General features: G+C 65.5%; 20 protein-coding genes. 14 read left to right on the top strand and 6 right to left on the bottom strand.

The annotated features are described in order from the left end of the window. The first annotated feature begins 11 nt into the window (after window positions 1–11). The 13 genes from AC1Q64_RS10125 to AC1Q64_RS10065 all read left to right on the top strand — a co-directional run bounded on the left by AC1Q64_RS10125 (window position 12) and on the right by AC1Q64_RS10065 (window position 15,866). Window positions 12–1,211: an acetyl-CoA C-acyltransferase gene (locus AC1Q64_RS10125; protein ID WP_492251239.1), complete on the top strand. Its 1,200-nt coding sequence runs from the start codon at window positions 12–14 to the stop codon at window positions 1,209–1,211. Window positions 1,212–1,486: 275 nt separating this feature from the next. Next, a complete protein-coding gene (locus AC1Q64_RS10120) occupies window positions 1,487–2,377 on the top strand; it encodes an alpha/beta hydrolase family protein (RefSeq protein WP_492251238.1) in 891 nt (296 codons plus the stop codon). Between the two features lie 27 nt (window positions 2,378–2,404). Further along, a complete protein-coding gene (locus tag AC1Q64_RS10115) occupies window positions 2,405–3,271 on the top strand; it encodes an acyl-CoA thioesterase (protein ID WP_492251237.1) in 867 nt (288 codons plus the stop codon). 74 nt (window positions 3,272–3,345) lie between these two features. Continuing rightward, the gene (locus tag AC1Q64_RS10110) at window positions 3,346–4,122 is read left to right on the top strand and encodes an enoyl-CoA hydratase (RefSeq protein WP_492251236.1); all 777 of its coding nucleotides are present in this window, start codon (window positions 3,346–3,348) and stop codon (window positions 4,120–4,122) included. Between the two features lie 964 nt (window positions 4,123–5,086). Continuing rightward, entirely contained in the window at window positions 5,087–5,836 is a 750-nt protein-coding gene (locus AC1Q64_RS10105; RefSeq protein WP_492251235.1) for a TetR/AcrR family transcriptional regulator, read from the top strand. A gap of 24 nt (window positions 5,837–5,860) precedes the next feature. Next, window positions 5,861–6,790: an SDR family oxidoreductase gene (locus tag AC1Q64_RS10100; protein ID WP_492251234.1), complete on the top strand. Its 930-nt coding sequence runs from the start codon at window positions 5,861–5,863 to the stop codon at window positions 6,788–6,790. After that, window positions 6,787–8,400: an acyl-CoA carboxylase subunit beta gene (locus AC1Q64_RS10095; RefSeq protein WP_492251233.1), complete on the top strand. Its 1,614-nt coding sequence runs from the start codon at window positions 6,787–6,789 to the stop codon at window positions 8,398–8,400. Before AC1Q64_RS10100 ends, AC1Q64_RS10095 begins: the two co-directional genes overlap by 4 nt. A 23-nt stretch (window positions 8,401–8,423) precedes the next feature. Beyond that, window positions 8,424–9,554: a DNA alkylation repair protein gene (locus AC1Q64_RS10090; RefSeq protein WP_492251232.1), complete on the top strand. Its 1,131-nt coding sequence runs from the start codon at window positions 8,424–8,426 to the stop codon at window positions 9,552–9,554. A gap of 45 nt (window positions 9,555–9,599) precedes the next feature. Further along, complete coding sequence (locus tag AC1Q64_RS10085; RefSeq protein WP_492251231.1) at window positions 9,600–10,769, top strand: acyl-CoA dehydrogenase family protein; 1,170 nt, start codon at window positions 9,600–9,602, stop codon at window positions 10,767–10,769. Window positions 10,770–10,937: 168 nt separating this feature from the next. Then, window positions 10,938–11,741, top strand: coding sequence for an enoyl-CoA hydratase/isomerase family protein (locus AC1Q64_RS10080; protein ID WP_492251230.1), 804 nt, complete (start codon window positions 10,938–10,940; stop codon window positions 11,739–11,741). A 109-nt stretch (window positions 11,742–11,850) separates the two neighbouring features. Next, entirely contained in the window at window positions 11,851–13,785 is a 1,935-nt protein-coding gene (locus AC1Q64_RS10075) for an acetyl/propionyl/methylcrotonyl-CoA carboxylase subunit alpha (RefSeq protein ID WP_492251229.1), read from the top strand. Further along, window positions 13,782–14,954, top strand: coding sequence for an acyl-CoA dehydrogenase family protein (locus AC1Q64_RS10070; RefSeq protein WP_492251228.1), 1,173 nt, complete (start codon window positions 13,782–13,784; stop codon window positions 14,952–14,954). Before AC1Q64_RS10075 ends, AC1Q64_RS10070 begins: the two co-directional genes overlap by 4 nt. Window positions 14,955–14,972: 18 nt before the next feature. Continuing rightward, on the top strand, window positions 14,973–15,866 hold the full coding sequence (locus AC1Q64_RS10065) for a beta-keto acid cleavage family enzyme (protein WP_492251227.1): 894 nt from the start codon (window positions 14,973–14,975) through the stop codon (window positions 15,864–15,866). Between the two features lie 221 nt (window positions 15,867–16,087). Here the strand turns inward: AC1Q64_RS10065 and AC1Q64_RS10060 are convergent, their stop codons facing one another. From AC1Q64_RS10060 to AC1Q64_RS10050, 3 genes are all read right to left on the bottom strand, one after another. Then, window positions 16,088–16,360, bottom strand: coding sequence for a hypothetical protein (locus AC1Q64_RS10060; RefSeq protein WP_492251226.1), 273 nt, complete (start codon window positions 16,358–16,360; stop codon window positions 16,088–16,090). Between the two features lie 375 nt (window positions 16,361–16,735). Continuing rightward, window positions 16,736–18,907 carry a 3-hydroxyacyl-CoA dehydrogenase NAD-binding domain-containing protein gene (locus AC1Q64_RS10055; RefSeq protein WP_492251225.1) on the bottom strand — a complete coding sequence of 724 codons (2,172 nt, stop codon included), beginning with the start codon at window positions 18,905–18,907 and terminating at the stop codon, window positions 16,736–16,738. A gap of 23 nt (window positions 18,908–18,930) precedes the next feature. Beyond that, window positions 18,931–20,136 carry an acetyl-CoA C-acetyltransferase gene (locus AC1Q64_RS10050; protein ID WP_492251224.1) on the bottom strand — a complete coding sequence of 402 codons (1,206 nt, stop codon included), beginning with the start codon at window positions 20,134–20,136 and terminating at the stop codon, window positions 18,931–18,933. A 145-nt stretch (window positions 20,137–20,281) separates the two neighbouring features. Between AC1Q64_RS10050 and AC1Q64_RS10045 the strand changes: the two genes are divergently transcribed. After that, entirely contained in the window at window positions 20,282–20,584 is a 303-nt protein-coding gene (locus tag AC1Q64_RS10045) for a hypothetical protein (protein ID WP_492251223.1), read from the top strand. Between the two features lie 72 nt (window positions 20,585–20,656). Here the strand turns inward: AC1Q64_RS10045 and AC1Q64_RS10040 are convergent, their stop codons facing one another. The 3 genes from AC1Q64_RS10040 to AC1Q64_RS10030 all read right to left on the bottom strand — a co-directional run bounded on the left by AC1Q64_RS10040 (window position 20,657) and on the right by AC1Q64_RS10030 (window position 25,089). After that, window positions 20,657–21,820, bottom strand: a complete 1,164-nt coding sequence (locus AC1Q64_RS10040) for an acyl-CoA dehydrogenase family protein (protein ID WP_492251222.1) — start codon at window positions 21,818–21,820, stop codon at window positions 20,657–20,659. A 126-nt stretch (window positions 21,821–21,946) separates the two neighbouring features. Further along, window positions 21,947–23,113 carry an ABC transporter substrate-binding protein gene (locus tag AC1Q64_RS10035; RefSeq protein WP_492251221.1) on the bottom strand — a complete coding sequence of 389 codons (1,167 nt, stop codon included), beginning with the start codon at window positions 23,111–23,113 and terminating at the stop codon, window positions 21,947–21,949. A gap of 119 nt (window positions 23,114–23,232) precedes the next feature. Further along, entirely contained in the window at window positions 23,233–25,089 is a 1,857-nt protein-coding gene (locus tag AC1Q64_RS10030; protein ID WP_492251220.1) for an AMP-dependent synthetase/ligase, read from the bottom strand. Window positions 25,090–25,095 lie beyond the last annotated feature (6 nt).

Genomic DNA, 25,095 nt, shown 5'->3' with positions numbered 1-25,095 from the left:
GGAGTTTCACCATGGCTCAAAAACAAGTCCAGGACGCCTACATCGTTGCCGCCACGCGCACGCCCATCGGGCGCTCGGGCCGCGGCTATTTCAAGAACACCCGGCCTGACGACCTGCTGGTCGCCGCCATCAAGAGCGCGATGCTGCAGGTGCCCACGCTGGACCCCAAGGCGATTGAAGACGCCATCATTGGCTGCTCGTTCCCCGAAGGCGAGCAAGGCATGAACATGGCCCGCATTGCCGTGGGACTGGCGTTCGACCACCCGGTGGGCGGCGTGACCGTGAACCGCTTTTGCGCGTCCGGCATCACCGCACTGCAGATGGCTGCTGACCGCATCCGCGTGGGCGAGGCCGATGTGCTGATCGCTGGCGGCGCCGAGTCCATGAGCCTGGTGCCCATGGGCGGTAACAAGCCCTCGTTCAACGCAGAAATCTTTGCGCGTGATGAGAACGTGGGCATTGCCTACGGCATGGGCCTCACGGCCGAGAAGGTGGCCCAGCAGTGGAAGATAAGCCGCGAGGCGCAAGACGCGTTCGCCCTCGAATCCCACCTGCGCGCCATCAAGGCGCAAAAGGCCGGTGAGTTCAGCGACGAAATCACGCCCTTCGAAATCGTGGAGCGTTCGCCCAACCTCGCTACCGGCGAAGTGGTGGAAAAGCGCCGCACCGTGAGCCTGGACGAAGGCCCTCGTCCTGATACATCCCTGGAAGGCCTGGCCAAGCTCAAGCCCGTGTTTGCGGCACGCGGCAGCGTCACGGCGGGCAACAGCTCGCAGACCAGCGATGGCGCGGGTGCGCTCATCGTGGCCAGCGAGAAGGCCGTGAAGCAGTTTGGCCTGACGCCCCTGGCGCGTTTTGTGAGCTACGCCGCGCGCGGCGTGCCGCCAGAGATCATGGGCATTGGACCGATCGAAGCGATTCCTGCGGCCCTGCGTTATGCGGGTCTCAAGAGCGATGACATTGGCTGGTATGAGCTGAACGAGGCGTTTGCGGCCCAGTCGCTGGCGGTGATCAATACGCTGGGGCTGAACCCTGCGAACGTGAACCCCATGGGTGGCGCGATTGCATTGGGGCACCCGCTGGGGGCTACCGGTGCCATCCGTGCGGCGACGGTGGTGCATGCGCTGCGTCGGCACAAGCTGAAGTACGGGATGGTCACGATGTGTGTAGGTACCGGCCAAGGCGCCGCCGGCATCATCGAGGCGCTGTAACTGGCTACTGCGCGGCTTTCAGGCGTCGTTGGGCGGTGCTCGCAATCCTCACGTACCGCAAGTACGTTCCGGTTGCTGCGCTCCGTCCGCCTCGCCTGAAAGTCGCTCGCTACGCCCTTGAGGGCGGGGTGTGAAGACGGGGGAATGGACGGGGCAAGACTTGATTGCTCCCACTCAAACCGCTCGGGCTGAGCTTGTCGAAGCCAGGGTTCTGCCCTCAGCGATAGTTTTCTTTTCAAGCCGGCGCAGATCGGTTTCGACACAAGGAGACAGACATGAACAAGCAAACCTTGCAGGTCAACGGGGCGGTGTCTTTGGCACTGCGTGTCTACGAACCCGAGGGCGCACCGCGCGCCAGCGTTGTCATCGGCGGCGCGATGGGGGTGCGGCAGTCGTATTACGAGGCCTTTGCGCTGTGGATGGCGCAGCAGGGGTTTCGGGTCACCACGTTCGACTACCGAGGCCATGGCGACTCTCTGCAGGGCGCCATGCGCGATGTGAAGGCGGATCTGTTTGACTGGGCGCAGGACTACGAGGCGGTGATCACAGTCGCCAAGGCTGCGCTGCCGTCGCAGCCGCTGTATTTGCTGGGCCACAGCCTGGGCGCGCAGTTGCCGGGCTTGCTGAAAAAGCCCGAGCAGGTGGCGGGCCTGCTGAGCGTGGCCGCAGGCAGCGGCTACTGGCGTGATAACGCGCCGCAGCTCAAGCGCATCGTTCCGTATTTCTGGTGGGTGCTGGTGCCGCTGGCCACGCGGCTGTGCGGGTACTTTCCGGGGCGCACGCTCAAGAAGGTGGGCGACCTGCCTGCGGGGGTGATCCTGCAGTGGCGGCGCTGGTGTCTGGACCCCGCTTACAGCGTGGGGGCTGAGGGGCCTGCGGTGGCGCAGAGTTATGGCGCGGTGCGGTTCCCGGTGCTGGCGCTGTCGATGGCGGACGACGAGCTGATGACCTTGCGTGGCACGCACAACCTGGTGAACCTGTACGCCAACACCGAGCGCCGGGTGGAGAGCATCACGCCAGCCGATTTGAAGGTGCGGCGCATTGGGCACTTCGGTTTCTTTCGCGACCAGTTTCGCCAGAGCCTGTGGCCGCGCGCAGCGGCTGCGCTGGCCGCCCTGGGTGGCGGCGGAATGCCCCACGGCGAAGTCTCCGGTACGACGGCCTGAGCGGTCGTTTCGCGGCACACTCGCAGCATGACTTCCTCTTCATCCACTTCTTCGTCTTCGTCCTCCGCTGCCCACCCGCTGGACGAGGCGCTGCAACTGACGGCTTCGTCCGCTGCGAGCGGCCAGTACGAAGGGCAGACCCACCCCGGCTACTGGAACATGGTGGGCCCGTTTGGCGGCATCACCGCTGCCACGCTGCTACAGGCCATCTTGCAGCACCCCGCCCGGCTGGGCGACCCGCTGTCGCTCACTGTCAACTACGCGGGCGCTTTGACCGCTGGTGCGTTCACGGTGCAGGCAACTCCTGTTCGCACCAATCGCTCCACCCAGCACTGGACGCTGTCGATCCTGCAGGCCGGTGCTGACGGCGCGCAGGTGGTCACTACCACGGCCACCGCCGTCACGGCCGTGCGCCGCGAGACCTGGAGCGTGGGCGATGTGCCCATGCCGCAGGTGCCCCCACCTGCAGAGCAAAAAGCCATCGTTGCCCCCTTGGGTGCGGTGGAATGGCTCAACCGCTACGAGATGCGTCCCATCGCTGGCTTCATCCCGCGCACCTGGGACGGCAGTGGCGACCACAGCCTGACGCAGCTGTGGATGCGCGACACACCACCGCGGCCGCTCGACTTTGTGGCGCTGTCCGCATTGGCCGATGTGTTCTTCCCCCGCGTGTGGCTGCGCCGTGCGCGCCAGGTGCCTGCGGGCACGGTGTCCATCACCGTGTACTTTCACGCCACGGCAGAGCAGCTGCAGGCCACGGGCACCGGCTTCCTGCTCGGTCAGGCGCGCGGGCAGGAGTTTCGCAACGGATTCTTTGACCAGACCGTGCAGCTGTGGAACGAGGCTGGCACCATGCTGGCCACCAGCCACCAGATCGTTTACTACAAGGAGTAGGAAGCCGGCCCGTTGCCCTGCGCCGTGCACCATTCCTCTCGTCCCAATCCATCCGACCCGGAACCTTCACCACCATGACCGAAGCCAACCAAGACATCCTCGTCCACTCCGAAGCCGGCGTGACCACCATCACTTTCAACCGTGTGGACAAGAAAAACTCCATCACGCGCGACATGTACTCGGCAATGGCCAATGCGCTGGAAGCCGCCAAGGCGGACGCCAGCGTGCGCGTGGTGGTGTTCCAGGGCGATGTGGCCATCTTCAGCGCGGGCAATGACATTGGCGACTTTCTGCAGCAGCCGCCCGCCACGCAGGACTCGCCTGTGTTCCGTTTTCTGCGTGGCATCGCCACCTTCCCCAAGCCTGTGATCGCCTCGGTGTGTGGCCCGGCTGTGGGCATCGGCACGACGATGCTGTTCCATTGCGACCTCGTTTACGCTGGCGACAACGCGGCGTTCTCCATGCCGTTCGTCAACCTGGGCCTGTGCCCCGAGGCTGCATCCAGTTTGCTGGTGCCGCAGATGTTGGGGTACCACCGCGCTGCGGAAGCGCTGCTGCTGGGCGAGCCGTTCATGGCCGAGGCCGCGTTGGAAGTGGGGCTTGTGAATCGTGTGGTGCCGCCCACCGAGTGCAATGGGGTGGCGCAGGCGCAGGCGAAGAAGCTGGCGGCCAAGCCGTTGTCGTCGCTCATCGAAACCAAGCGGTTGATGAAGGGTGGGCAGACGGCGAAGGTGCTGGAGGTGATGGCGGAAGAGGGCGAGAGCTTTGGGCGCATGTTGCGCGAGCCTGCGGCGCGGGAGGCGTTCTCGGCTTTTATGGAGAAGAGAAAGCCTGATTTCAGCGCGGTTTGATTCGCTAGTTCTGAGGTATTTTGGCTGCTGGCGCTTGTAAATAAAGCGCTGGCAGCTATTGTTTTTATAGCTCGTTCGCGCCCCTCCCGTTCGGGTTGGCCTACCGAAGCTTGTTTTGGCGGTGGCTACTGCATGCCCGTGTGAAGTGCGGGAGCCGGGAGTCGCCCGGCGTGCGAGTAACTTTCTTTTGCTTCGCCAAAAGAAAGTCACCAAAGAAAAGGCGACCCCCAGTCTGCGGCCCCTTCGCGGTGCGAAGGGGCAGACCTGCGGCGGGGCGGTTGCGGGGTGCGCCGTGGAACTCACTGCGCTGCGGTGCAGCTTCGTTCAGACATCCACGGCGAGTCAGAGCACGAGGCATGGGCGCTCCGACGCCCATGCTCACCCCGCAACCGCCCCGCCGCAGGCGCAGCCAGCAGGGGTGGGACAGCCGAACATCCAAACAACCGAACAGCCGGACATCCATTCGGGCCATTGCTGCGCTCGGCCGCGCCTGCGCGGCGCAAAGCGCTTGCGCCCGCGATGTGGGGCCGAGCGCAGCGATGGCCCGTGTGGATGTTCTGCCCCCCGTGCCCCTCTGGATGCGCCGAGGAGCGCAGGGTTTGGCGGATCAGGGCTCGCGTGTGTCTGAGCGACGCGCAGCGGCGCGAGTTGAGCGAGACCCCGCCAAACCTGAGCACCGCAGGTTGCCCCGTAGCGAAGCGCAGGGGACGCAGACAGTGGGGTCGCCTTTCTTTTGGGTACTTTTCTTTGGCGAAGCAAAGAAAAGTACCTCGCACGCCGGGCGACTCCCGGCTCCCGCACTCCACACGGGCATGCCATCCGCTTCCAAATAGATAGCAAATCAAGCGATAGATAACAGCGCTGCAAATCAAATAACACCCGATGGCAATCATGATGAGGCAAGCTATCTATTTTTACAAAGCACTTGCTTGCTAAAAATAAACAGTTTTGCTATCGTGCCTGCATGGATTCACCCGTGCCGCGCCACAGCGCCATCGCCCCCGCTCCCAAGAACCGCCCGGCCCGCCCCCGCAGCAAGGCCGTAGCCTCCCCTGGCGCCAACTCCACTCCCACCGCAGCCACTGCAGAGGCAACCCCCACCCGCCGCCCCCGCGGCCGCCCCCGCAAAACCGCCGAAGAACTCGACGACGGCAACCGCCGCCGCAAGCTTATGGACGGCGCGGCCAAGCTCTTTCGCACCCAGGGCTTTGCCGCCACCAGCACGCGCGACATTGCTGCGGCGGCGGGCATGCACAGTGGCTCGCCCTTCTACCACTTCGAAAGCAAAAGCGCGCTGCTCTACGCCGTAATGAGCGAGGGCATGACCATGGCCACGCAAAGCCAGCAGCAGGCACTCAATGCACTGCCCGCCGCGGCCACACCGCGCGAGCAGTTGCACACGCTCATTCGCCACCATTTCGAGATCCTGCTCGGGCCGCGCAGCAGCTTCATCCCGGTGATGCTGTACGAGTGGCGCTCGCTCACGCCTGCGCAGCGCAAGGGCATTGCCCGCATCAAGGACAGCTACGAGGCCACCTGGATGCCCGTGCTGGAAGCGCTGGCAAAGCAGGGTGCGCTGCAGGCCGAGCCCGGTGTGGCGCGGCTGTTCATCTTTGGGGCGCTCAACTGGGCGGTGCAGTGGTTCTCGCCCAAGAAGGGCAAGTCGCTCGACGCGCTCACCGACGAGGCGCTGGCCTTGTTCATCCGTTCATAACAACTCCATCAAGGCAGACTCAACATGGCCCCCACTGCGCGCAACGCCTACCAGTCTGTGTTTGCTCCGGGCCTGTTCCAGGGCCAGGTGGTGGTGGTCACCGGCGGTGGCTCGGGCATTGGCCGGTGCACGGCACATGAGCTGGCGCACCTGGGGGCGCATGTGGTGCTGGTGGGGCGCAAGCCTGAAAAGCTGCTGGCCGTGGCCGAAGAGATCACTGCCGATGGCGGCCGTGTTTCCTGTGAGGTGTGCGACATCCGATCTGAAGAAGGTGTGGTGGCGCTGGTGCAGCAGATCGTCGCTGCGCAGGGCCACATCGATGCGCTGGTCAACAACGCGGGCGGGCAGTTCATGTCGCCGCTTGAATCCATCAGCGCCAAGGGCTGGGAGGCGGTGCTGAACACCAACCTCACCGGCGGCTTTTTGATGGCGCGCGAGTGCTACCGGCAGTGGATGGCGCAGCACGGCGGCTCCATCGTCAACATCGTGGCCGACATGTGGGGCTCCATGCCGGGCATGGGGCACAGTGGCGCTGCCCGTGCGGGCATGGTCAGCTTGACGGAAACGGCAGCGCTGGAATGGGCACACAGCGGTGTGCGCGTGAACGCCGTGGCGCCGGGTTACATCGCCTCCAGCGGCATGGACAACTACCCGCCCGAGGCGGCAGACATGCTGCGTGCCATGCCGCGCACGGTGCCGCTCGGGCGCTTTGGCAACGAGGCCGAGGTGTCGGCGGCCATCACCTTTTTGCTCAGTCCGGCAGCCAGCTTCATCAGTGGCACCACGCTGCGGGTGGACGGCGCACGGCCCCAGGTGCGCATGGGCTGGCCGCAGCGCCCGCCTGGTGCCACCGCCGCTGCACACCCGGCCGTGCGGCCATTTGACGGCTTTCACCGCGCGCAGGTGCCGCAGGTGTTTGCACCTTCCCACACCCCCAAGACCGAGGCCGCATGACCGCCGTCTTCACCTCCCGATTCAACCCAGGCAGCGCCGAGGCCACGCAGCGCCGTACGGCGCTGCAGGCCCGCCTTCATGCTCTGCGCGCGCTGGAAGAGCGTGCCGCCGCCGCCTCGGCCCGGTCGCTGCCCCAGTTTGAAAAACGCGGTCAGCTGCTGCCGCGCCAGCGCGTGGCGCTGCTGCTGGATACCGGTGCGCCCTGGCTGCCGCTGTGCACACTGGCGGGCTACCTGCAGGACGTGAAAGACCCCCAGAAGTCCGTGCCCGGTGGTGGCATGGTGGCGGGCATCGGCTTTGTCAGCGGCGTGCGCTGCATGGTGGTGGCCAGCGATTCGGGCATCGAGGCGGGGGCCATCCAGCCCATGGGCCTGGAAAAGATATTGCGCGTGCAGGAGATCGCGCTGCAAAACCGCTTGCCGTTCATCCACCTGGTGGAGAGCGCGGGTGCCAACCTCATGCGCTACCGCGTCGAAGGCTTCGTGCACGGCGGCACACTGTTCCGCAACCTCGCGCGGCTGTCGGCGGCGGGCATTCCGGTGATCACTGTGCAGCACGGCTCGGGCACCGCAGGCGGCGCCTACATGCCCGGCTTGTCGGATGTGGTCATCATGGTGCAGGGCCGCTCGCGCGCCTTTCTGGCAGGGCCGCCGCTGCTCATGGCCGCGACGGGGGAGATTGCGACCGAAGAAGAACTGGGCGGTGCCGAGATGCACACCGCCGTCTCGGGCCTGGGCGAGTACCTAGCCCAGGACGACCGCGAAGCGATTGGTCTGGCACGCGATGTGGTGGCGCAGCTGGGGTGGAACATGCCCCGGCGACCCAGCGCGCCCGCACCTCTCTTGCCTGCCGACGACCTGCTGGCCCTGATGTCTTCCGACCTGCGCCAGCCCGTGGACATGCGCGAGGTGATGGCGCGGTTGGTGGACGGCTCTGAGCTGCTCGAATTCAAGGCCCGCTACGGCATGGCCACTTTGTGCGCGCAGGGCCACATCGGCGGCCATGCCGTGGGCTTCATTAGCAACAACGGCCCCATCGACGTGGCGGGCGCCAACAAGGCCACGCACTTCATCCAGTGGATGTGCCAGCTGGGCCACCCCATCATCTACCTGCAGAACACCACGGGCTACATGGTGGGCAAGGACAGCGAGCAGGGCGGCATGATCAAACACGGCAGCAAGATGATCCAGGCCGTGACCAACGCCACCGTGCCGCAGATCACCATCCAGTGCGGCGCCAGCTTTGGCGCGGGCAACTACGGCATGTGCGGGCGGGGTTATGCGCCGCGCTTCCTGTTCAGCTGGCCGGGTGCCAAGACGGCGGTGATGGGCGGCGAGCAGGCCGCGCGCACCATGCAGATCGTGACCGAGGCGGCGCTGGCGCGCAAAGGCATCACGCCCGACCCGGCCGAGTCGCAAGCCCAGTTCGACAAGATCGTCGCCATGTTCGAGGCCCAGGCCGATGCGTTCTACACCAGCGGCCTGCTGCTGGACGACGGTGTGATCGACCCGCGCGACACGCGCGCCGTTCTGGCGTTTTGCCTGGACACCTGCGCCGAGGCACAGGCCCGCACGCTGCGGCCCTTGAGCTTTGGCGTGGCGCGGATGTAAGCGCTTCGCGCGCAACTTCCACAATGGCCGAGCCTCTCAAACACCTGCTGAACGACACCGTGCCGCCGCGCATTGCGGCCATGGTGCGGCGCGCGTGGCGGTCCTTCGACTCAAAAGCCTTCTTGCGCCAGATCGAGCCCGGCTACGAATCGCTGGAGTTGATGGCGCGCGGTCAGCGCATTGCGCAGGCCCTGCAGACCCACCTGCCGCAAGACGTTCCCCGCGCGCTGGGTGTGCTGGTCGATTCGATGGACCCACCCATGGGCCTCGATGCGGCGGGTGAGCCCGATGCGGGTGACCGCCCGTACAGCGCCTTTCTGTACCTGCCGCACAGCATGTACATCGGCGCACACGGCCTGCAGCATTTCGAGGCAGCGATGGCTGCGCAGCATGCACTCACCCAGCGCTTTACCGCCGAGTTCTGCATCCGCCCCTACGTGCTGCACCACCAGGGCGCCACGCTTGCGCGGCTGCGCGACTGGGCGCACGACGACAACGCCCATGTGCGCCGCCTGGTGAGCGAAGGCACGCGGCCCCGCCTGCCCTGGGCACCGCGTTTGCCTGCATTCCAGAACAACCCGCAGCTGGCCCTGCCCTTGCTCGATGCGCTCAAGGATGACCCATCGTCTTACGTGCGCCGCTCCGTGGCCAACCACCTGGGCGACATCGCCAAGGACCACCCCGACCTGGCCGTGGGCACCGCGCGCACCTGGCTGCAGGGCGCGCCCGCCCCGCGCGAAGCCCTGGTGCGCCACGGCCTGCGTTTTCTCATCAAACGCGGCGACGCTGGCGCGCTCGATGCCCTGGGCGTGGGCCATGCCGTGGCGCTGGACGTGCGGGCCGCGCGCGTGCTGCCCGCCCGCGCACGCATTGGCGACAAGGTGCGCATCGAGGCCGAACTGCACAACCCCACGCCGCAGCCACAGCGCGTGCTGGCCGACCTCAAGGTGCACTACGTCAAGGCCCACGGCGGTGCGGCGCCCAAGGTGTTCAAGCTGCAGACGCTGGACATCGCACCCGGCGCCACCGTGGCGGTGGGCAAGACGCTGTCGCTGCAGCAGATGACCACACGCACCCACTACCCCGGCGCGCACCAGGTGGAGCTGGTGCTCAACGGGCGGCCCCAGCCGCTGGGGCAGTTTCAGCTTTCGTGATCGAGGTTTGCAGGCACACCAACACAACAGCAGGAGACAAGCACCATGCAGTTCACGCACGAGCACCGCGAGATCCAGAAGACCCTCAAGCGCTTCATCGACGAGGAGATCAACCCCCATGTGGACGAGTGGGAGGCGGCCGAGATCTTCCCCGCGCACGAGGTCTTCAAGAAGATGGGCAACCTGGGCCTGCTGGGCCTGTGCAAGCCCGAAGAGTATGGCGGCGCAGGTCTGGATTATTCGTACAGCCTGGCCATGGCCGAGGCGCTGGGCCACATCCACTGCGGCGGCGTGCCCATGGCCATCGGCGTGCAGACCGACATGTGCACCCCGGCGCTCGCGCGCTACGGCAGCGAAGAACTCAAGCGCAACTTTCTGGCCCCCGCGATTGCAGGCGACATGGTGGGCTGCATCGGCGTGAGCGAGCCTGAGGCGGGCAGCGATGTGTCGGGCATCAAGAGCGTGGCGCGCAAGGACGGCGACGACTACGTGATCACCGGCCAGAAGATGTGGATCACCAACAGCCTGCAGGCCGACTGGATGTGCATGCTGGTCAACACCGGCGAAGGCCCCGTGCACAAGAACAAGAGCCTGGTGATGGTGCCCATGCGCGATGGCCCCGGCGGCAAGCTCACCAAGGGCATCGAGGTGGCGCAGAAGATCCGCAAGATTGGCATGCACAGCAGCGACACGGGGCTGATCTACTTCGACGAGGTGCGCGTCCCGCAGCGCTACCGCATCGGCGCCGAAGGGCAGGGCTTCATCTACCAGATGCAGCAGTTCCAGGAAGAGCGCCTGTGGTGCGCCGCCAGCACGCTCGAATCGCTGAACCACTGCATCCAGTGGACCATCGACTACGCGCAAGAGCGCAAGCTGTTTGGCAGCACGCTGGCCGACCAGCAATGGGTTCAGTTCAAGCTGGCCGAACTCAAGACCGAGGTCGAGGCTTTGCGCGCACTCACCTATCGCGCCTGCGATCTGTACGTGAACGGGCAGGACGTGCTGGAGCTGGCCAGCATGGCCAAGCTCAAGGCCGGCCGCCTGAACCGCGAGGTGCCCGACACCTGCCTGCAATTCTGGGGCGGCATGGGCTTCACGCTGGAGAATAAGGTCTCGCGCATGTACCGCGACGGGCGGCTGGCGTCCATCGGCGGCGGTGCGGACGAAGTGATGCTGGGCATCCTCGCCAAGCTCATGGGCATCGCGAAGAGATGAACACCCCCCTGAGCGACTTCGTCGCTTCCCCCCGCTCTCGCATTGCTGCGCAATGCGGGCAGGGGGACGCAGCCCTCGCTGCGGGGCGGCCCTTGCTCGGCTGCCCTGGCACTGGGCCGCGCCAGTTTCGTATGTCGTGCGTAGCGCGCAGCACGGTGGAGACCTGACATGCCTTTACAGATAACCCGCGCGCCGCTGGCCAGCGGCTGTGTGGAAACCTGGACGCTCAACGACCCGGCCAGCCGCAATGCGCTGTCCGAGGCGGTGGTTGACGGTTTGATAGCCGCGTGTGAGCGGGCTGCAACCGATGCCGACCTGCGAGGCGTGGTGCTGCGCGGCGCGGGTGGCCACTTTTGCGCGGGGGGCAGCCTGGGCGGCTTTGCCAAGACCATTGGCCAGCCCCTGGCCGCCGGTGAGGCCGACCCGCTGGTGCCACTGAACCGTCGCTTTGGTGCGCTGCTGCAGGCCCTGTGCGCGCTGCCGCAGTGGCTCGTCGTGGCGGTGGAGGGGGCGGCCATGGGCGGCGGCTTTGGTCTGGTGTGCTGCGCTGATCAGGTGCTGGCCCATACCAGCGCGCAGTTTGCTACGCCCGAGGTCACGCTGGGCATCGTGCCCGCGCAGATCGCGCCCTTTGTGGTGCGGCGCCTGGGCCCGTCTGCTGCGCGGCGGTGTTTGCTGACCGGCGAGCGCTGGGATGCCGCTGCTGCCCAGCGCTTGGGGCTGGTCGATGACGTGGTGGAGGGCGACATGGATGCTGCTGTACGGGCTGCCATCGCACGCCACGCCGCCGCCGCACCCCAAGCCGTAGCCGCCACCAAACGTTTGTTGCTGGCCCAAGCCGAAACGCCGTTACCCGCGCTGCTGGACGAAGCGGCGATGGCTTTTTCGCAAGCGCTGCGTGGCCCCGAGGCTCCGCAAGGGCTGGCGGCGTTTGCTGCGCGCAAGGCGCCGCCCTGGAGTGCGAAGCCATGAAAAAGATCCTCATCGCCAATCGTGGTGTTCATGCCGCAGGCATGGCGAAGCAGATTGCCCGTGCACGTGCAGCGTGCAGGCGGGCGATGGAGCCGCGAGGGCACAGCCTATGAAAAAGATCCTCATCGCCAATCGCGGCGAAATCGCCCGCCGGGTGATTCACACCGCCCACCGCATGGGCATCGAAACGGTGGCGGTCTATTCCGACCCCGATACCAACGCCCTGCATGTGCGCGAGGCCACTCAGGCGGTGGCGTTGGGCGGAGCGGCCAGCGCCGACACCTACCTGCGCACCGACAAGCTGCTGGCCGCCGCCCGTGCCACCGGCGCCGATGCCGTGCACCCCGGCTATGGCTTCCTCAGCGAGAACGCCGACTTCGCCCAGGCCGTGGTCGATGCGGGCCTGACCTGGATCGGCCCCTTGCCAGCCGCCATCCGCGCATTGGGCAACAAGTCGGGGGCCAAGGCCCTGGCCCATGCGCACGGCGTGCCCTGCTTGCCCGGGTACTCCGGCGACGACCAGAGCGACGAACGCTTTGCCGCCGAGGCTGCGCGCATCGGTACACCCCTCATGGTCAAGGCGGTGGCGGGTGGGGGAGGGCGCGGCATGCGCCTGGTCACCGACCTGGCGCAGTTGCCTGCGGCGTTGGCGAGTGCCCGATCCGAAGCGCTGGCCGGCTTTGGCTGTGGCGACTTGCTCATCGAACGCGCACTGCTGCAGCCGCGCCATGTGGAGGTGCAAGTCTTTGCCGACTCCTATGGCGCATGCATCCACCTGGGCGAGCGCGATTGTTCGGTACAGCGCCGCCACCAGAAGATCATCGAAGAGTCCCCCAGCCCGGCGGTGGACGCAGCGCTGCGCGAGCGCATGGGCGCTTGCGCCGTGGCGCTGGCACAGGCCGCTGGCTATGTGGGTGCGGGCACGGTGGAATTCCTTCTGGACGGGGCTGAATTCTTCTTGATGGAGATGAACACCCGCCTGCAGGTGGAGCACCCGGTGACTGAAGCCCTCACCGGGCTGGACCTGGTGGAGTGGCAAATCCGCGTGGCGCGAGGCGAGCCGCTGCCGCTCACGCAAGACCAGGTGCATCTGCAAGGCCACGCCATCGAAGTGCGCCTGTGTGCCGAAGACGCGCACTTCCGTCCCCACACCGGCCGCGTGCTGCAGTTCAGCGCACCACCGGCCACCGCGTTTGAGCGGGCTGCGCCGGGCGCGCTGCGCTTTGACCATGCGCTGGAAGAGGGGGCAGAGGTCACGCCTCACTACGACGCCATGCTGGGCAAGCTCATCGTGCACGCGCCCACGCGGCCCGAGGCCATTGCCGCGCTGGTGCGTGCGCTGCAGGGCACCCGCGTGCTGGGCCTGCCCACCAACCGCGCGTTTCTGGCGGCCTGCCTGCAGCACCCCGTGTTTGCCAGCGGCCAGGCGCTGGTGCCGTTCCTGGCGGAGCATGCCCACGAGCTGCAGCGGTTGCTATCAAATAATGAGCTATCAGTGCATATTCCTTCGGCGCTATCGGCCATTTTTGCTTCAAATACGCCGTCGGACCTGCCTTGTGCCATGGCCCGGCCCCTGCGGCTGCGCCACCAGGGCGAGGTGCACTCCATCGCCGTGCGCGAGCTGGGCGGTGGGCGGCTGCAGGTAGAGCAGGCCGGGGCAGAGCCCGTGACTTTGCAACTGCCCCAGCGTGGTGTGCACTGCGTGGCGGTGGGCCCCCGGCGCTGGCACTGGCAAACCGGTGGTGTGGATGGCTGGGTGGAGGACGCATCGTGGGAGCCCGCTGCGCGCGCGGGTGCGGCGGGCGGTGCGACGGAGTTGCGCGCGCCCTTCAACGGCAAGGTGGTCGCACTGCCCGTGGCCGCAGGCCAGGCGCTGGCGGCGGGCGATACGGTGGTGGTCATCGAATCCATGAAGCTCGAACACAGCCTGGCCAGCCCCGCAGCCGCCACCGTGGCGGAGCTGCTGGTGGCCCCCGGCCAGCAGGTGTCGCCCGGCCAGGTGCTGGTCCGCTTTGCACCCGCCACGCAAGGAGCGCCCGCATGACCGTCACGTCCGATGCAAGTTCTGTGAGCGACGAAGACCGCAACGCACTCACCGACACCGTCACCCGCTTCGCCCGCGCCGAGATCGCCCCGCATGTGGGCGCCTGGGACGCGGCCGGTGAATTCCCCCGCAGCCTGTACCGCCGCGCGGCCGACCTGGGCCTGCTGGGCTTGGGCTACCCCGAGCAGTACGGCGGCACGCCTGCCAGCTACGCCTTGCGCCTGCCGCTGTGGCGCGCGCTCAGCCGCCACGGTGCCAGCGGCGGCGTGCTGGCCAGCCTGCTGTCGCACAACATCGGCCTGCCGCCGGTGCTGGCGCATGGCAGCGACGCGGTGCGCGCCGAGGTCATCCCGCCCGTGCTGGCGGGCGAGCAGATTGCCGCGCTGGCCATTACCGAACCCGGCGGCGGGTCAGACGTGGCCCAGCTCAAGACCACTGCGCGGCGTGAGGGGGATGACTACATCGTCGATGGAGAAAAGGTGTTCATCACCTCCGGCATGCGTGCGGACTGGATAACCGTGGCCGTGCGCACTGGGGATGCGGGAAGCAAGGGCAGCTCAGGCATCTCCATGCTCCTCATCCCCGGCCACAGCGCGGGCCTGTCGCGCACGCGCCTCGACAAGATGGGCTGGCTCTGCTCCGACACCGCCCACCTGCGCTTCGACAACGTGCGCGTGCCCGCCCGCTACCTGCTGGGCGAAGAGGGTGCGGGCTTTCGCATCATCATGGCCAACTTCAACGGCGAGCGTTTTGGCCTGGCCGCATCGGCCCTGGGCTTTGCCGAGGCCTGCTACGACGAGGCCCTGGCCTGGGCCCGCCAGCGCAAGACCTTTGGCACCGCGCTGGTGGAGCACCAGGTCATCCGCCACAAGCTGGTGGACATGCAGATGCGCATCCAGTCCACCGCCGCGTGGTGCGAGTCCGTGGCCGCACAGGCCGACGCGGGCCGCACCGGCCCCGAGTGGGTAGCGCAGGTGTGCCTGCTCAAGAACCACGCCACCCAAACCATGCAGTTCTGCGCCGACCAGGCTGTGCAGATCCTGGGCGGCATGGGCTTTATGCGCGGCACCGTCAGCGAGCGTATCTACCGCGAGGTCAAGGTCATGATGATCGGCGGCGGTGCGGAAGAAATCATGAAAGACCTGGCTGCACGCCAGCTGGGCATTTGAATGAAGGAGACAGGCACCATGCATAGCACCGACCACAGCAACAAAGCCATCATCACCTGCGCCATCACCGGCGTGCTGACCGACCCCGGCCAGCACCACGTGCCCGTCACGCCCGAGCAGTTGGCCCAAGAGGCCCGCCGTGCCTGCGACGCAGGCGCCGCCGTGGTCCACGTGCACTTTCGCAACCAGGAGCCCGGCAAGGGCCACCTGCCCAGCTGGGACCCGCAGGTGGCGCGCGACTGCGTGCAAGCCATGCGCGAAGCCTGCCCGCGTTTGATCATCAATCAGACCACCGGCGTGGTCGGCCCCAACTACCAGGGCCCGCTCGACTGCCTGCGCGCCACCCGCCCCGAGATGGCAGCGTGCAACGCCGGCTCGCTCAACTACCTGAAGGTGCGCAGCAACGGCACCTGGGCCTGGCCGCCCATGCTGTTCGACAACCAGCCCGCCAAGGTCAAGGACTTCATCGACGTAATGCTGGAGACCGGTACGTTGCCCGAGTTTGAGTGCTTCGACGTGGGCATCGTGCGCTGCGTGGAGATGTATGTGCAGACCGGCATGTACACCGAGCGCCTGCCCGAATACAACTTTGTGATGGGCGTCGAATCCGGCATGCCTGCGGACCCCGACCTGCTGCCCATCTTGCTCAAGCTCAAGATCAAGGACGCCCCCTGGCAAGCCACCGTCATCGGCCGCAGCGAGATCTGGCCCGTGCACCAGCGCGTGGCCGAGCTGGGCGGGCATTTGCGCACCGGGCTGGAGGACACTTTCTATCTGCCGGACGGGACCAAGGCGGATTCGAATGGGCCGTTGATTGAGAAACTGGCGGAGTACGCACGGAATGCGGGGCGGGAGGTGGCGTCGCCGCAGGAGGCGCGGGGGATGTTGGGGTTGAAAGAGGCGGGCTTATAGGAAGAGGCTGCCGCGCTGGGGAGGCAGTATCAAGATCGGCCGCTGCGCGGGAGGCGACGAGCGGCGTCGATTAACCCGTGGCTCGATAGATGCGACCAAAGTGCACGCCTGTAGTACTTTCAACGCGGCGCTGATTCAGTAGTTCGGCAAATCAAGTTAGGAATGACCAATTTGCACGGAGTGAAGTAGCTAGGCTCATGTTCAGGGCTTCTGAGGCAGCACTATTTCCTTTTCCCGGTCATTGCTGTGTTCCACGAGACCAGTCGGGGGCTCTTGTTGTTACACATCCAGCGCTCAACACTTGCTGCAATACCTTCCGGATCGTCGCCCAATGCAGCAAAGCCAGAGAGCGGAGGCCCCAGGCGTTCGATAGCGACGCGCAGATCATGTCCGTTGATGCACCGGACTTCGTAGTCAGTCACGCTCGCATTGCGCAGTTCGATTTCCAAGTGTCGCCAACATTGGCTATGAAAGAGTTGGTTTTCGATTTTCAATCCAGTCTCGTGATCTACAGCCGGTGACTCACGCCAGCGATCGCGCATGCGATTGCGAGAAATTCCAACATAGCGAATGACGCCATCATGCCGGCCTGCTACTAAATAGAGGCATGGGACACGGTCCCCCCAAAGCCCGGAATCTAGAACTGTGTACTTCGCTTGGAGCCATGGACCATAGCGACCATCGGTCGGAGGGACATTCCGTCGCCAGCGTTTCCCTCCAAGGTTGTGAATGTGAATGACTGGCGTCGCTTTGCGGTAGATATCGTTCGCGAGCTGCTCTGCTCGCTCTTGCGTAAGTGCGTTCATCCTTCAAATGAGTCGTATAAAGGATGGCGATGATAGTGATGCTTCAGATCCATTCCTCGTAGTTCAGTACGCAGGCCGGAAATTTTTAACTGTGTCTTTAACCTTCTCGTCCAGCGCAAACCCTTGCCCATACTTCTGCGCCAGCTCATCCACGCGCTTGAAGAACGCACCGATGTCAGCGCCATAGATAAACTGCATCGCCCCCCCAGTCCACGCTGGAAACCCAATCCCAAAGATCGACCCGATATTCGCGTCATGCACGCTGGTTAGCACACCCTCGGCCAGGCAACGCGCAGTTTCGATGGCTTGGCGGTAGAGCAGCCGGTCCTGGATCTCGTGCACGCTCCACTCCACGCCGGGCTTTTCGAACAGAGGTTTCAGCTCCGGCCACAGGTGCTTCTTGGCGCCTGCGGGGTAGTCGTAAAAGCCGCCGCCACCGGCGCGGCCTGGGCGCTTCAATTCCTTGACCATGCGCTCTACCAGCAGCTCGCCAGGGGTGGCGGTGTAGGTCTTGCCTTCAGCGGCGTAGTCGGCGCGGGTCTGGTCCAGCACGTGCACGCTCAGGGTCAGCGCGGTTTCGTCCAGCACGGCCAGCGGGCCCACGGGCAGGCCGGCCTGCATGGCGGCGTTTTCAATGGCGGCAGCGGGGATGCCTTCGCCCAGCATGGCGGCGCCTTCCATCACAAAGGTGCCGAAGGTGCGGCTGGTGTAGAAGCCGCGGGAGTCGTTGACCACGATGGGCACCTTGCCCAGGGCCTGCACGTAGTCGAACGCTCGGGCCACGGTTTCGTCATCGGTCTGCTTGCCGCGGATGATCTCCACCAGCTTCATCTTGTCCACGGGGCTGAAGAAGTGGATGCCGACAAACTTCTCGGGCTGGCTGCTGGCCGTAGCCAGGCCGCTGATGGGCAGTGTGGAGGTGTTGCTGGCAAAGAAGCCGCCGGGCGCCAGCTGCGGCTCGGCCTCTTGTGTGACTTTGGCCTTGAGGTCGCGGCTTTCAAACACGGCTTCGATGATGAGGTCGCAGCCCGCCAGGTCGGCCGCGCTGGCGGTGGGCGTGATGCGCGAGAGCAGCGTTTGCTGCGCCTCGGCCGTCATGCGGCCCTTGTCCACGCGGGCCTGGGTGAGCTTGGCGCTGTAGGCCTTGCCCGCCTCGGCTTTCTCGGTGCTCACGTCCTTGAGCACGGTGGCGATGCCCCGGCTGGCCTGGGCCCAGGCGATGCCCGCGCCCATCATGCCGGCGCCCAGGATGCCGACCTTTTGCGGCTTGTAGCGTGGGGCCGTGCCTGGGCGCGACTTGCCGCTCTTGATTGCGTTCATGTCGAAGAAGAACGTGTTGATCATGTTGCGCGCCACGGGGCCGGTCATCAGGCGGGCGAGGTAGCGGCTTTCGATGCGCAGGGCGGTGTCGTAGTCCACCATTGCGCCTTCGACCATGGCGGCGAGGGCCGCCTCGGGCGCAGGGTAGCGGCCGCGCGTGGTCTTCTTGAGCATGGCGGGCGCAACGGTGAGGGCGCCTGCAATCTTGGGGTTGGCGGGCGTGCCGCCGGGCATCTTGTAGTTCTTGTCGTCCCACGGCTGCACCGCGTGCGGGTGGGTGGCGATGTGGGCCAGGGCGGCGGGCAGCAGCTGATCGCGCGTGGCCACCAGTTCGTGCACCAGTTGCAGCTCCAGCGCTTCGGCGGGGTTGAAGAGCTTGCCTTTCAGGATGTAGGGCTGTGCGCCCATCAGGCCCAGCAGGCGCGTCATCTTGGTCACGCCAGTGGCGCCGGGCATCAGGCCCAGCGTGACCTCGGGCAGGCCGAACTGGATCTTGGGGTCGGCCACGGCGATGCGGTAGTGGGCGACCAGCGCCACCTCCCACCCACCGCCCAGCGCTGCGCCATTGAGGCAGGCCACCACGGGGATACCCAGCGTTTCGAGCGTGCGGAAGTGCTTCTTCATGCGCTCGATTTCGCCAAACGCGTTGGGCGCATCGGCGGGTGTGAGGCGCATGGTGGCCTTGAGGTCGGCGCCGGCAAAGAAGCTGGTCTTGGCCGATGCAAGCACGATGCCCTTGAGGGCAGCGCCCAGGCGTTCGCGGTCGCCCAGCACCTGGGCCGTGACCTCGCCCAGCTCTTGCTGCCACTGGCGGCACATGGTGTTGACGGGGGAATTGGTTTCGTCAAACGTGATGACGGCGACCTGGTCTTCGGTGCCCTGGGCGGGGATGAGTTCGTAGCGGATGGTTTGCATGTTGTTGTCTCCTTCCCAGTCAATCAGATTCGCTCGACGATGGTGGCAATGCCCATGCCGCCGCCCACACACAGCGTGGCCAGGCCATAGCGCTGGCCCCGGCGGTGCAGCTCGTCGATCAGGGTGCCGAGGATCATGGCGCCCGTGGCGCCCAGCGGGTGGCCCATGGCGATGGCGCCGCCGTTCACGTTGACCTTGTCGTGGGGCACGCCCAGCTCGCGCATGAAGCGCATGGGCACGGCGGCAAAGGCCTCGTTCACTTCAAACAGGTCGATCTGGTCGATGGTCATGCCCGCACGGGCCAGCGCCTTCTTGGCAGCGGGCACAGGGCCGGTGAGCATGATGGTGGGGTCTGCACCGCTGAGCGCTGTGGCCACGATGCGCGCGCGGGGCGTGAGGCCATGGGCCTTGGCGGCAGCCTCGTTGCCGATGAGCACGGCGGCGGCACCGTCCACGATGCCGGAAGAGTTGCCCGCGTGGTGCACGTGGTGGATGCGCTCCACCTGCGGGTAGCGCTGCAGCGCCACGGCGTCAAAGCCCATGCCGCCCAGTTGCTCGAACGAGGCCTTGAGCGCACCCAGGCCTTCGAGCGTGGTCTTGGGCTTGATGAATTCGTCTTCGGCCAGGATGGTCTGGCCGATGAAGTCGCGCACGGGCACGACCGAATTCTTGAAGTAGCCGGCGGCGCGCGCGGCGGTGGCGCGGCGCTGCGATTCGAGCGCGAAGGCGTCCACATCGGCGCGGGTGTAGCCGTCCAGCGTGGCGATCAGGTCGGCGCCGATGCCCTGGGGCACGAACAGCGTGGCGGAGTTGGTGGCGGGGTCTTGCGCCCAGGCGCCGCCGTCGGAGCCGATGGGCACGCGGCTCATGCTCTCCACTCCGCCCGCCACCACCAGGTCTTCCCAGCCGCTGCGCACTTTTTGTGCGGCCAGGTTCACGGCCTCCAGGCCCGATGCGCAGAAGCGGTTGACCTGCACGCCCGCACAGCGAAAGTCCCACCCGGCCTTGAGTGCTGCGACCTTGGGCAACACCGAGCCCTGCTCGCCCACGGGCGAGACGATGCCCATGACCACGTCGTCCACCGCCGCCGTATCAAAGCGGTGGCGCGTTTGTAGCTCGGCCAGCAGGCCTGCCAGCAGGTCGATGGGCTTGACCTCGTGCAGGGTGCCGTCCTTCTTGCCCTTGCCGCGCGGGGTGCGCAGCGCATCGAATACATAGGCTTCGGTCATGAATGGTCTCCGGTGGTTTCTCTAAACTTCAAGCAGTGCGGCGATAAAGCAGCTGGGCTGGCTCACGCCACTACAAGGTGCTTTCTGACGCGGGTGCAGTGGTTTTTGCACTATCTTTCGGCGGTTGCTATCTACATTTCTGGCTATGGAACGAAATACATCCCCTGCATTGGAGCGCATCGCTCGCAGCGCCATCGAATACGACGACACGCGCGAAGGATTTGCGCTGGAGCACCATGTCGTGCTGGCGGCATCCAGTGCGCTGGCGGTGGCGGCCTTCATGGCGCCCAGCCGCAGCTCGGCGGCCATACGCGGCATTGGCGCAGGCTTGCTGCTGATGCGCGCGCTGAGCGGCAGCCAGGGTGTGCGCTCCTGGCTGAATGTCACCGACCGCCGCCCCGGTGCGCCGCTGAGCCCCGAGGAAGCGCGCGCCGCCTGGTACCTGTAGCGGCATTCGGCGTCCACTGCGACGTGGTGCCGGGAGTCGGGCACTGCGTTATTCACGGCGCGGTGCATTCCGTTATTTGCCCAGGCCCATGGCCCGTGCAATCACTTCTTTCATGATCTCGTTGGTGCCGCCATAAATGCGCTGCACGCGTGCATCGGCGTAGGCGCGGGTGATGGGGTATTCCCACATGTAGCCGTAGCCGCCAAACAGCTGCACGCATTCGTCCATCACCTTGCACTGCAGGTCGGTCGTCCAGTACTTGGCCATGCTAGCGGTTTCGGTGTCGAGCTCGTCCTGCACGATCAGCTCGCAGCATTTGTCCACGAACACGCGGGCCACCTGCACCTGCGTTTGCAGCTCGGCCAGGGTGTGGCGGGTGTTTTGAAATGACGCCACGCTCTGGCCAAAGACCTTGCGCTGCTTGACGTAGTCCAGCGTCCAGTCAATCGCAGCCTGGGCGGCGGCCACGGCGGTGATGGCGATCTGCAGGCGCTCCCAGGGCAGCTGCTCCATCAAGCAGATGAAGCCGCGCCCTTCCATTGCGGGGCCGCCCAGCAGGTTGTCCACCGGCACCTGCACGTCGTTGAAGAACAGCTCGGATGTGTCCTGCGCCTTCATGCCCATCTTCTTGAGGCGCTGGCCTTTTTCAAAACCGGGCATGCCGCGCTCCACCAGCAACAGGCTGGTGCCCTTGGCCCCGGCCGCCGGGTCGGTCTTGGCGACCACAATCACCAGGTCGGCATGCCAGCCGTTGGTGATGAAGGTTTTGCTGCCGTTCAGCACGTAGTGCGACCCGTCCGCACTTTTGATGGCGGTGGTCTTGATGCCTTGTAGGTCGCTGCCCGCGGCCGGCTCGCTCATGGCGATGGCGCCCACCACGGCGCCGCTGGCCATTTGCGGCAGGTACTTGCGCTTTTGTTCCTCGGTGCCGTAGTGCAGGATGTACGGCGCCACGATCTCGCTGTGCAGACCAAAGCCGATGCCGGTGGTGCCTGCACGCGCCAGCTCTTCCATCTGCGCCACCGAATACAGCTTGTCGGCCCCGGCGCCGCCGTACTCCTCGGGCAGGCTCATGCACAGAAAGCCGTTGGCGCCCGCCTGGCTCCACACCTCGCGCGCCACATAGCCCTGGTCTTCCCAGGCGGCGTGGTGGGGCGTCACTTCTTTCTCGATAAAGCGGCGAAAGCTGTTGGCAAAGGCCTGGTGGTCGGGCTGGAAGAGGGTGCGTTCGATCATGGTGGGCAACCAGGTTATTTATGCAAAGTTACTGCTTGGTTAAATTCTGCCACCGACTGAGCCGGGATGCACCCCCTGAAACGCAAAAGCCGCCCGAAGGCGGCTTGAAGGAGGCGGGTCAGACGCTCATGGCTTGACGTAGTCGGAGACCACCTTCCACTTGCCATCGGTGATCTGCGACAGGCGAGAAAGATCGCTGCCCAGGCGCTTTTGTGGGCCAAAGGTGCCCTCGGCGCTGCCGAACATGTCGGGCGGAATCACCATGGTGTCCATGGCCTTGATGAAGCTGTCGGTGCTCAGGTTGGGGCCTGCCTTCTGGGCCGCCTTGATGAATGCATCGACCGCGTTGTAGCCGTAGACCGAGAACACGGTGGGGTCTTCGTTGAACTTGGTCTTGTACTTGTTGGCCCAGAAGCGGATGGGCTGGCTGGCTTCATCCAGGTAGGGGTGTTGCACCGTCATGGTGGCGTACAGCCCGTCCATGGGCTTGCCGCCCAGCTTGTGGATGAGGTCGGTGTAGGCGGCGCTGGAGCCCAGGAAAGTGGGGTTAAAGCCCGTCTTGCGCGCCTCGCCAATCGTGCCGATGGTTTCGCGGATGATGGTGCCCAGGATCACGAAGTCGCATTCGGACGACTTCATCTTGGCGACCTGTGAAGAGAAGTCGGTGGCGCCGCGCTTGTACGAGGTCTTCTCGGTGAAGTCCATGCCCATGGACTTGAGTGCCGCCTCGCCCCCGCGCATCACCTCCAGGCCAAATTCATCGTCCTGGTAGATGGTGCAGATCTTCTTGGCGCCCTTTTCCTTGATGAGCTTGGGGGCTGCCAGGCGGATCTGGTCGTAGTAAGTGGCGGCAAACGAATACTTGAGCTTGTGGAAGGGCTCGTACATTTCCCGCGCGGCCGTCACCGGGAAGAAGTTGATCACATTCTTGCTGAACTGCACGGGCATGGCGGCCAGGTTTTGCGCCGTGCCGATGTGCGCCACCATCATGAAGATCTTGTCCTGGTTCACGAGCTTTTGCGCGGCCAGCACGGCTTTCTTGGGGTCGTAGCCCGAGTCTTCCACCTTCAGGTCCAGCTTGCGGCCATTGACGCCGCCTTGCTCGTTGGCCTCGTCCACGCGCAGCATCATGCCCAGCCGCACCTGTTTGCCAAAGCCCGCCAGCGGGCCGGACAGATCCTGGATGGAACCCAGCGTGATGGTGTCCTTGCTCACGCCCTGGCTGGGCTGCGCCTGTGCAGCACCTCCGGCCATGGCCACGATGGCCAGCGCGGCAATGTGATGAAGTTTCATGGCACGTCTCCTTTGGTTGGATCGAACTCGGTTGCTCGTTATAGAACGATGCCCGGGGTGGGGCACCAGCACTTTCCCTATCCTGATGGGCGTGGCCTGTGGTTGCGTGACGTGCGCACCTACCGGTACATCGCCTCAATCTGCGGTGCGTACTTCTGCTGCACCAGCTTGCGCTTGAGCTTCATGGTGGGTGTCAGTTCTTCGTCCTCGGCCGTGAGTTGCGTATCGAGCAGGAAGAACTTCTTGATCTGCTCCACGCGGGCGAACTTGGCGTTCACGCGGTCGATTTCGCCCTGGATCAGCTCCTGCACCTCGCGCGTGCGGGTCAGGCTGGCGTAGTTGGAGAACGGCACGTCGTTGTCCTGTGCGTACTTCTCCACGTTCTCCTGGTCGATCATGATGATCACCGTGAGGTAGGGCAGCTTGTCGCCAATGACCACCGCATCGGTGACGTACGGGCTGAACTTGAGTTCGTTCTCCAGCTCGCTGGGCGTGATGTTCTTGCCGCCCGCCGTGATGATGATGTCCTTCATGCGGTCGGTGATGCGCAGGTAGCCATCGGCGTCGATCAGGCCCACATCGCCCGTGTGCAGCCAGCCTTCGGGGTCGATGGTTTCAGCGGTTTTCTCGGGCTGGTTGAGATAGCCCTTGAACACATTGGGGCCACGCACCAGGATCTCGCCCGTGGCGGGGTCGATGCGCACCTCGTTGTAGCTGGCCGCCGGGCCGATGGAGCCGGGTTTGATGCGGCTGGCGGGTACGCCAGTGGAGGCGCCGCAGGTCTCGGTCATGCCCCACACCTCCAGCATGGGCACGCCCAGCGCCAGGTACCACTTCACCAGATCGGGCGAAATGGGCGCTGCGCCTGTGACCAGAAAGCGCGCACGGTGGATGCCGATGAGCTTGCGCACATTGTTGAGCGCCAGAAAGCGCGCCAGCATGAACTGCGCCTTCAGCAAACCGCCCACCGGCTGTCCGGCCAGCACCCGATCTGCGATGCGGGTGCCCACGCCAATCGACCAGGCATAGGCCGCCTGCTGCATGCGCGTGGATTCCTTGAGCGCGATCATCACGCCCGAATAGAACTTCTCCCATACCCGCGGCACGGCGGTGAACACCGTGGGTGCGATCTCGCGCACGTTCTCGGGCACGGTGTCGGGGTTCTCGACAAAGTTCAGGCGCGCGCCGGTGTAGAGCGAGAAGTATTCGCCCCCCATGCGCTCTGCGATGTGACACAGGGGCAGAAAACACATGGTCTCGTCGGCCTCACTGCGCGAGATCAGCGTGTTGTAGCCGCGCACGGTGTAGGTGAGCGCGGCGTGCGTGTGCATGGCGCCCTTGGGCTTGCCGGTGGTGCCCGAGGTGTAGACCAGGATGGCCAGGTCTTCGGGTCGGCAGGCCTTGACGCGCTGCATCAGCGCGTCGGGGTGTTGTGTATTCCAGGCCCTGCCCAGCTCGCGCAGGCCTGCAAGGCTCAGCACATCGGGGTCGTTCAGGCTGCGCAGGCCTTCCATGTCGAACACCACCACCTTGCGCAGCAGGGGCAGCCCGTCGCGCACTTCCAGCGCCTTGTCGAGCTGTTCATCGTCTTCCACAAACAGCACGGTGGTGCGAGAGTCTTCGCTCAGGTAGTGCACCTGCGCCGCCGCGTCAGTGGGGTAGATGCCGTTGGCCACGCCGCCGCAGCTCAGCACGGCCAGATCGGCCAGCACCCATTCGATATTGGTGTTGGACAGGATGGATGCACATTCGCCGGGCGCAAAACCCAGCGACATCAGGCCGCCCGCAATCTCCCGCACGGCTTCGGCCGTCTGGTCCCAGGTCCAGCTCTTCCAGATGCCCAGCTCCTTCTGGCGCATCCACACGCGCGGGCCGCGCTCGGCCACGGCGTTCCAGAACATGGCGGCGATGGTGTCGCCTGCGAGCACGTCGGTGCCTGCGGGCTGGATGTGATCGAGGTCCCAGAGGTTAGACATTTGCGC

The organism is Acidovorax sp. GW835-FHT14G06 (assembly GCF_058793595.1).
Note: the sequence above shows the minus strand (reverse complement) of the source record. Positions and strands in the feature narration are given on the sequence as shown.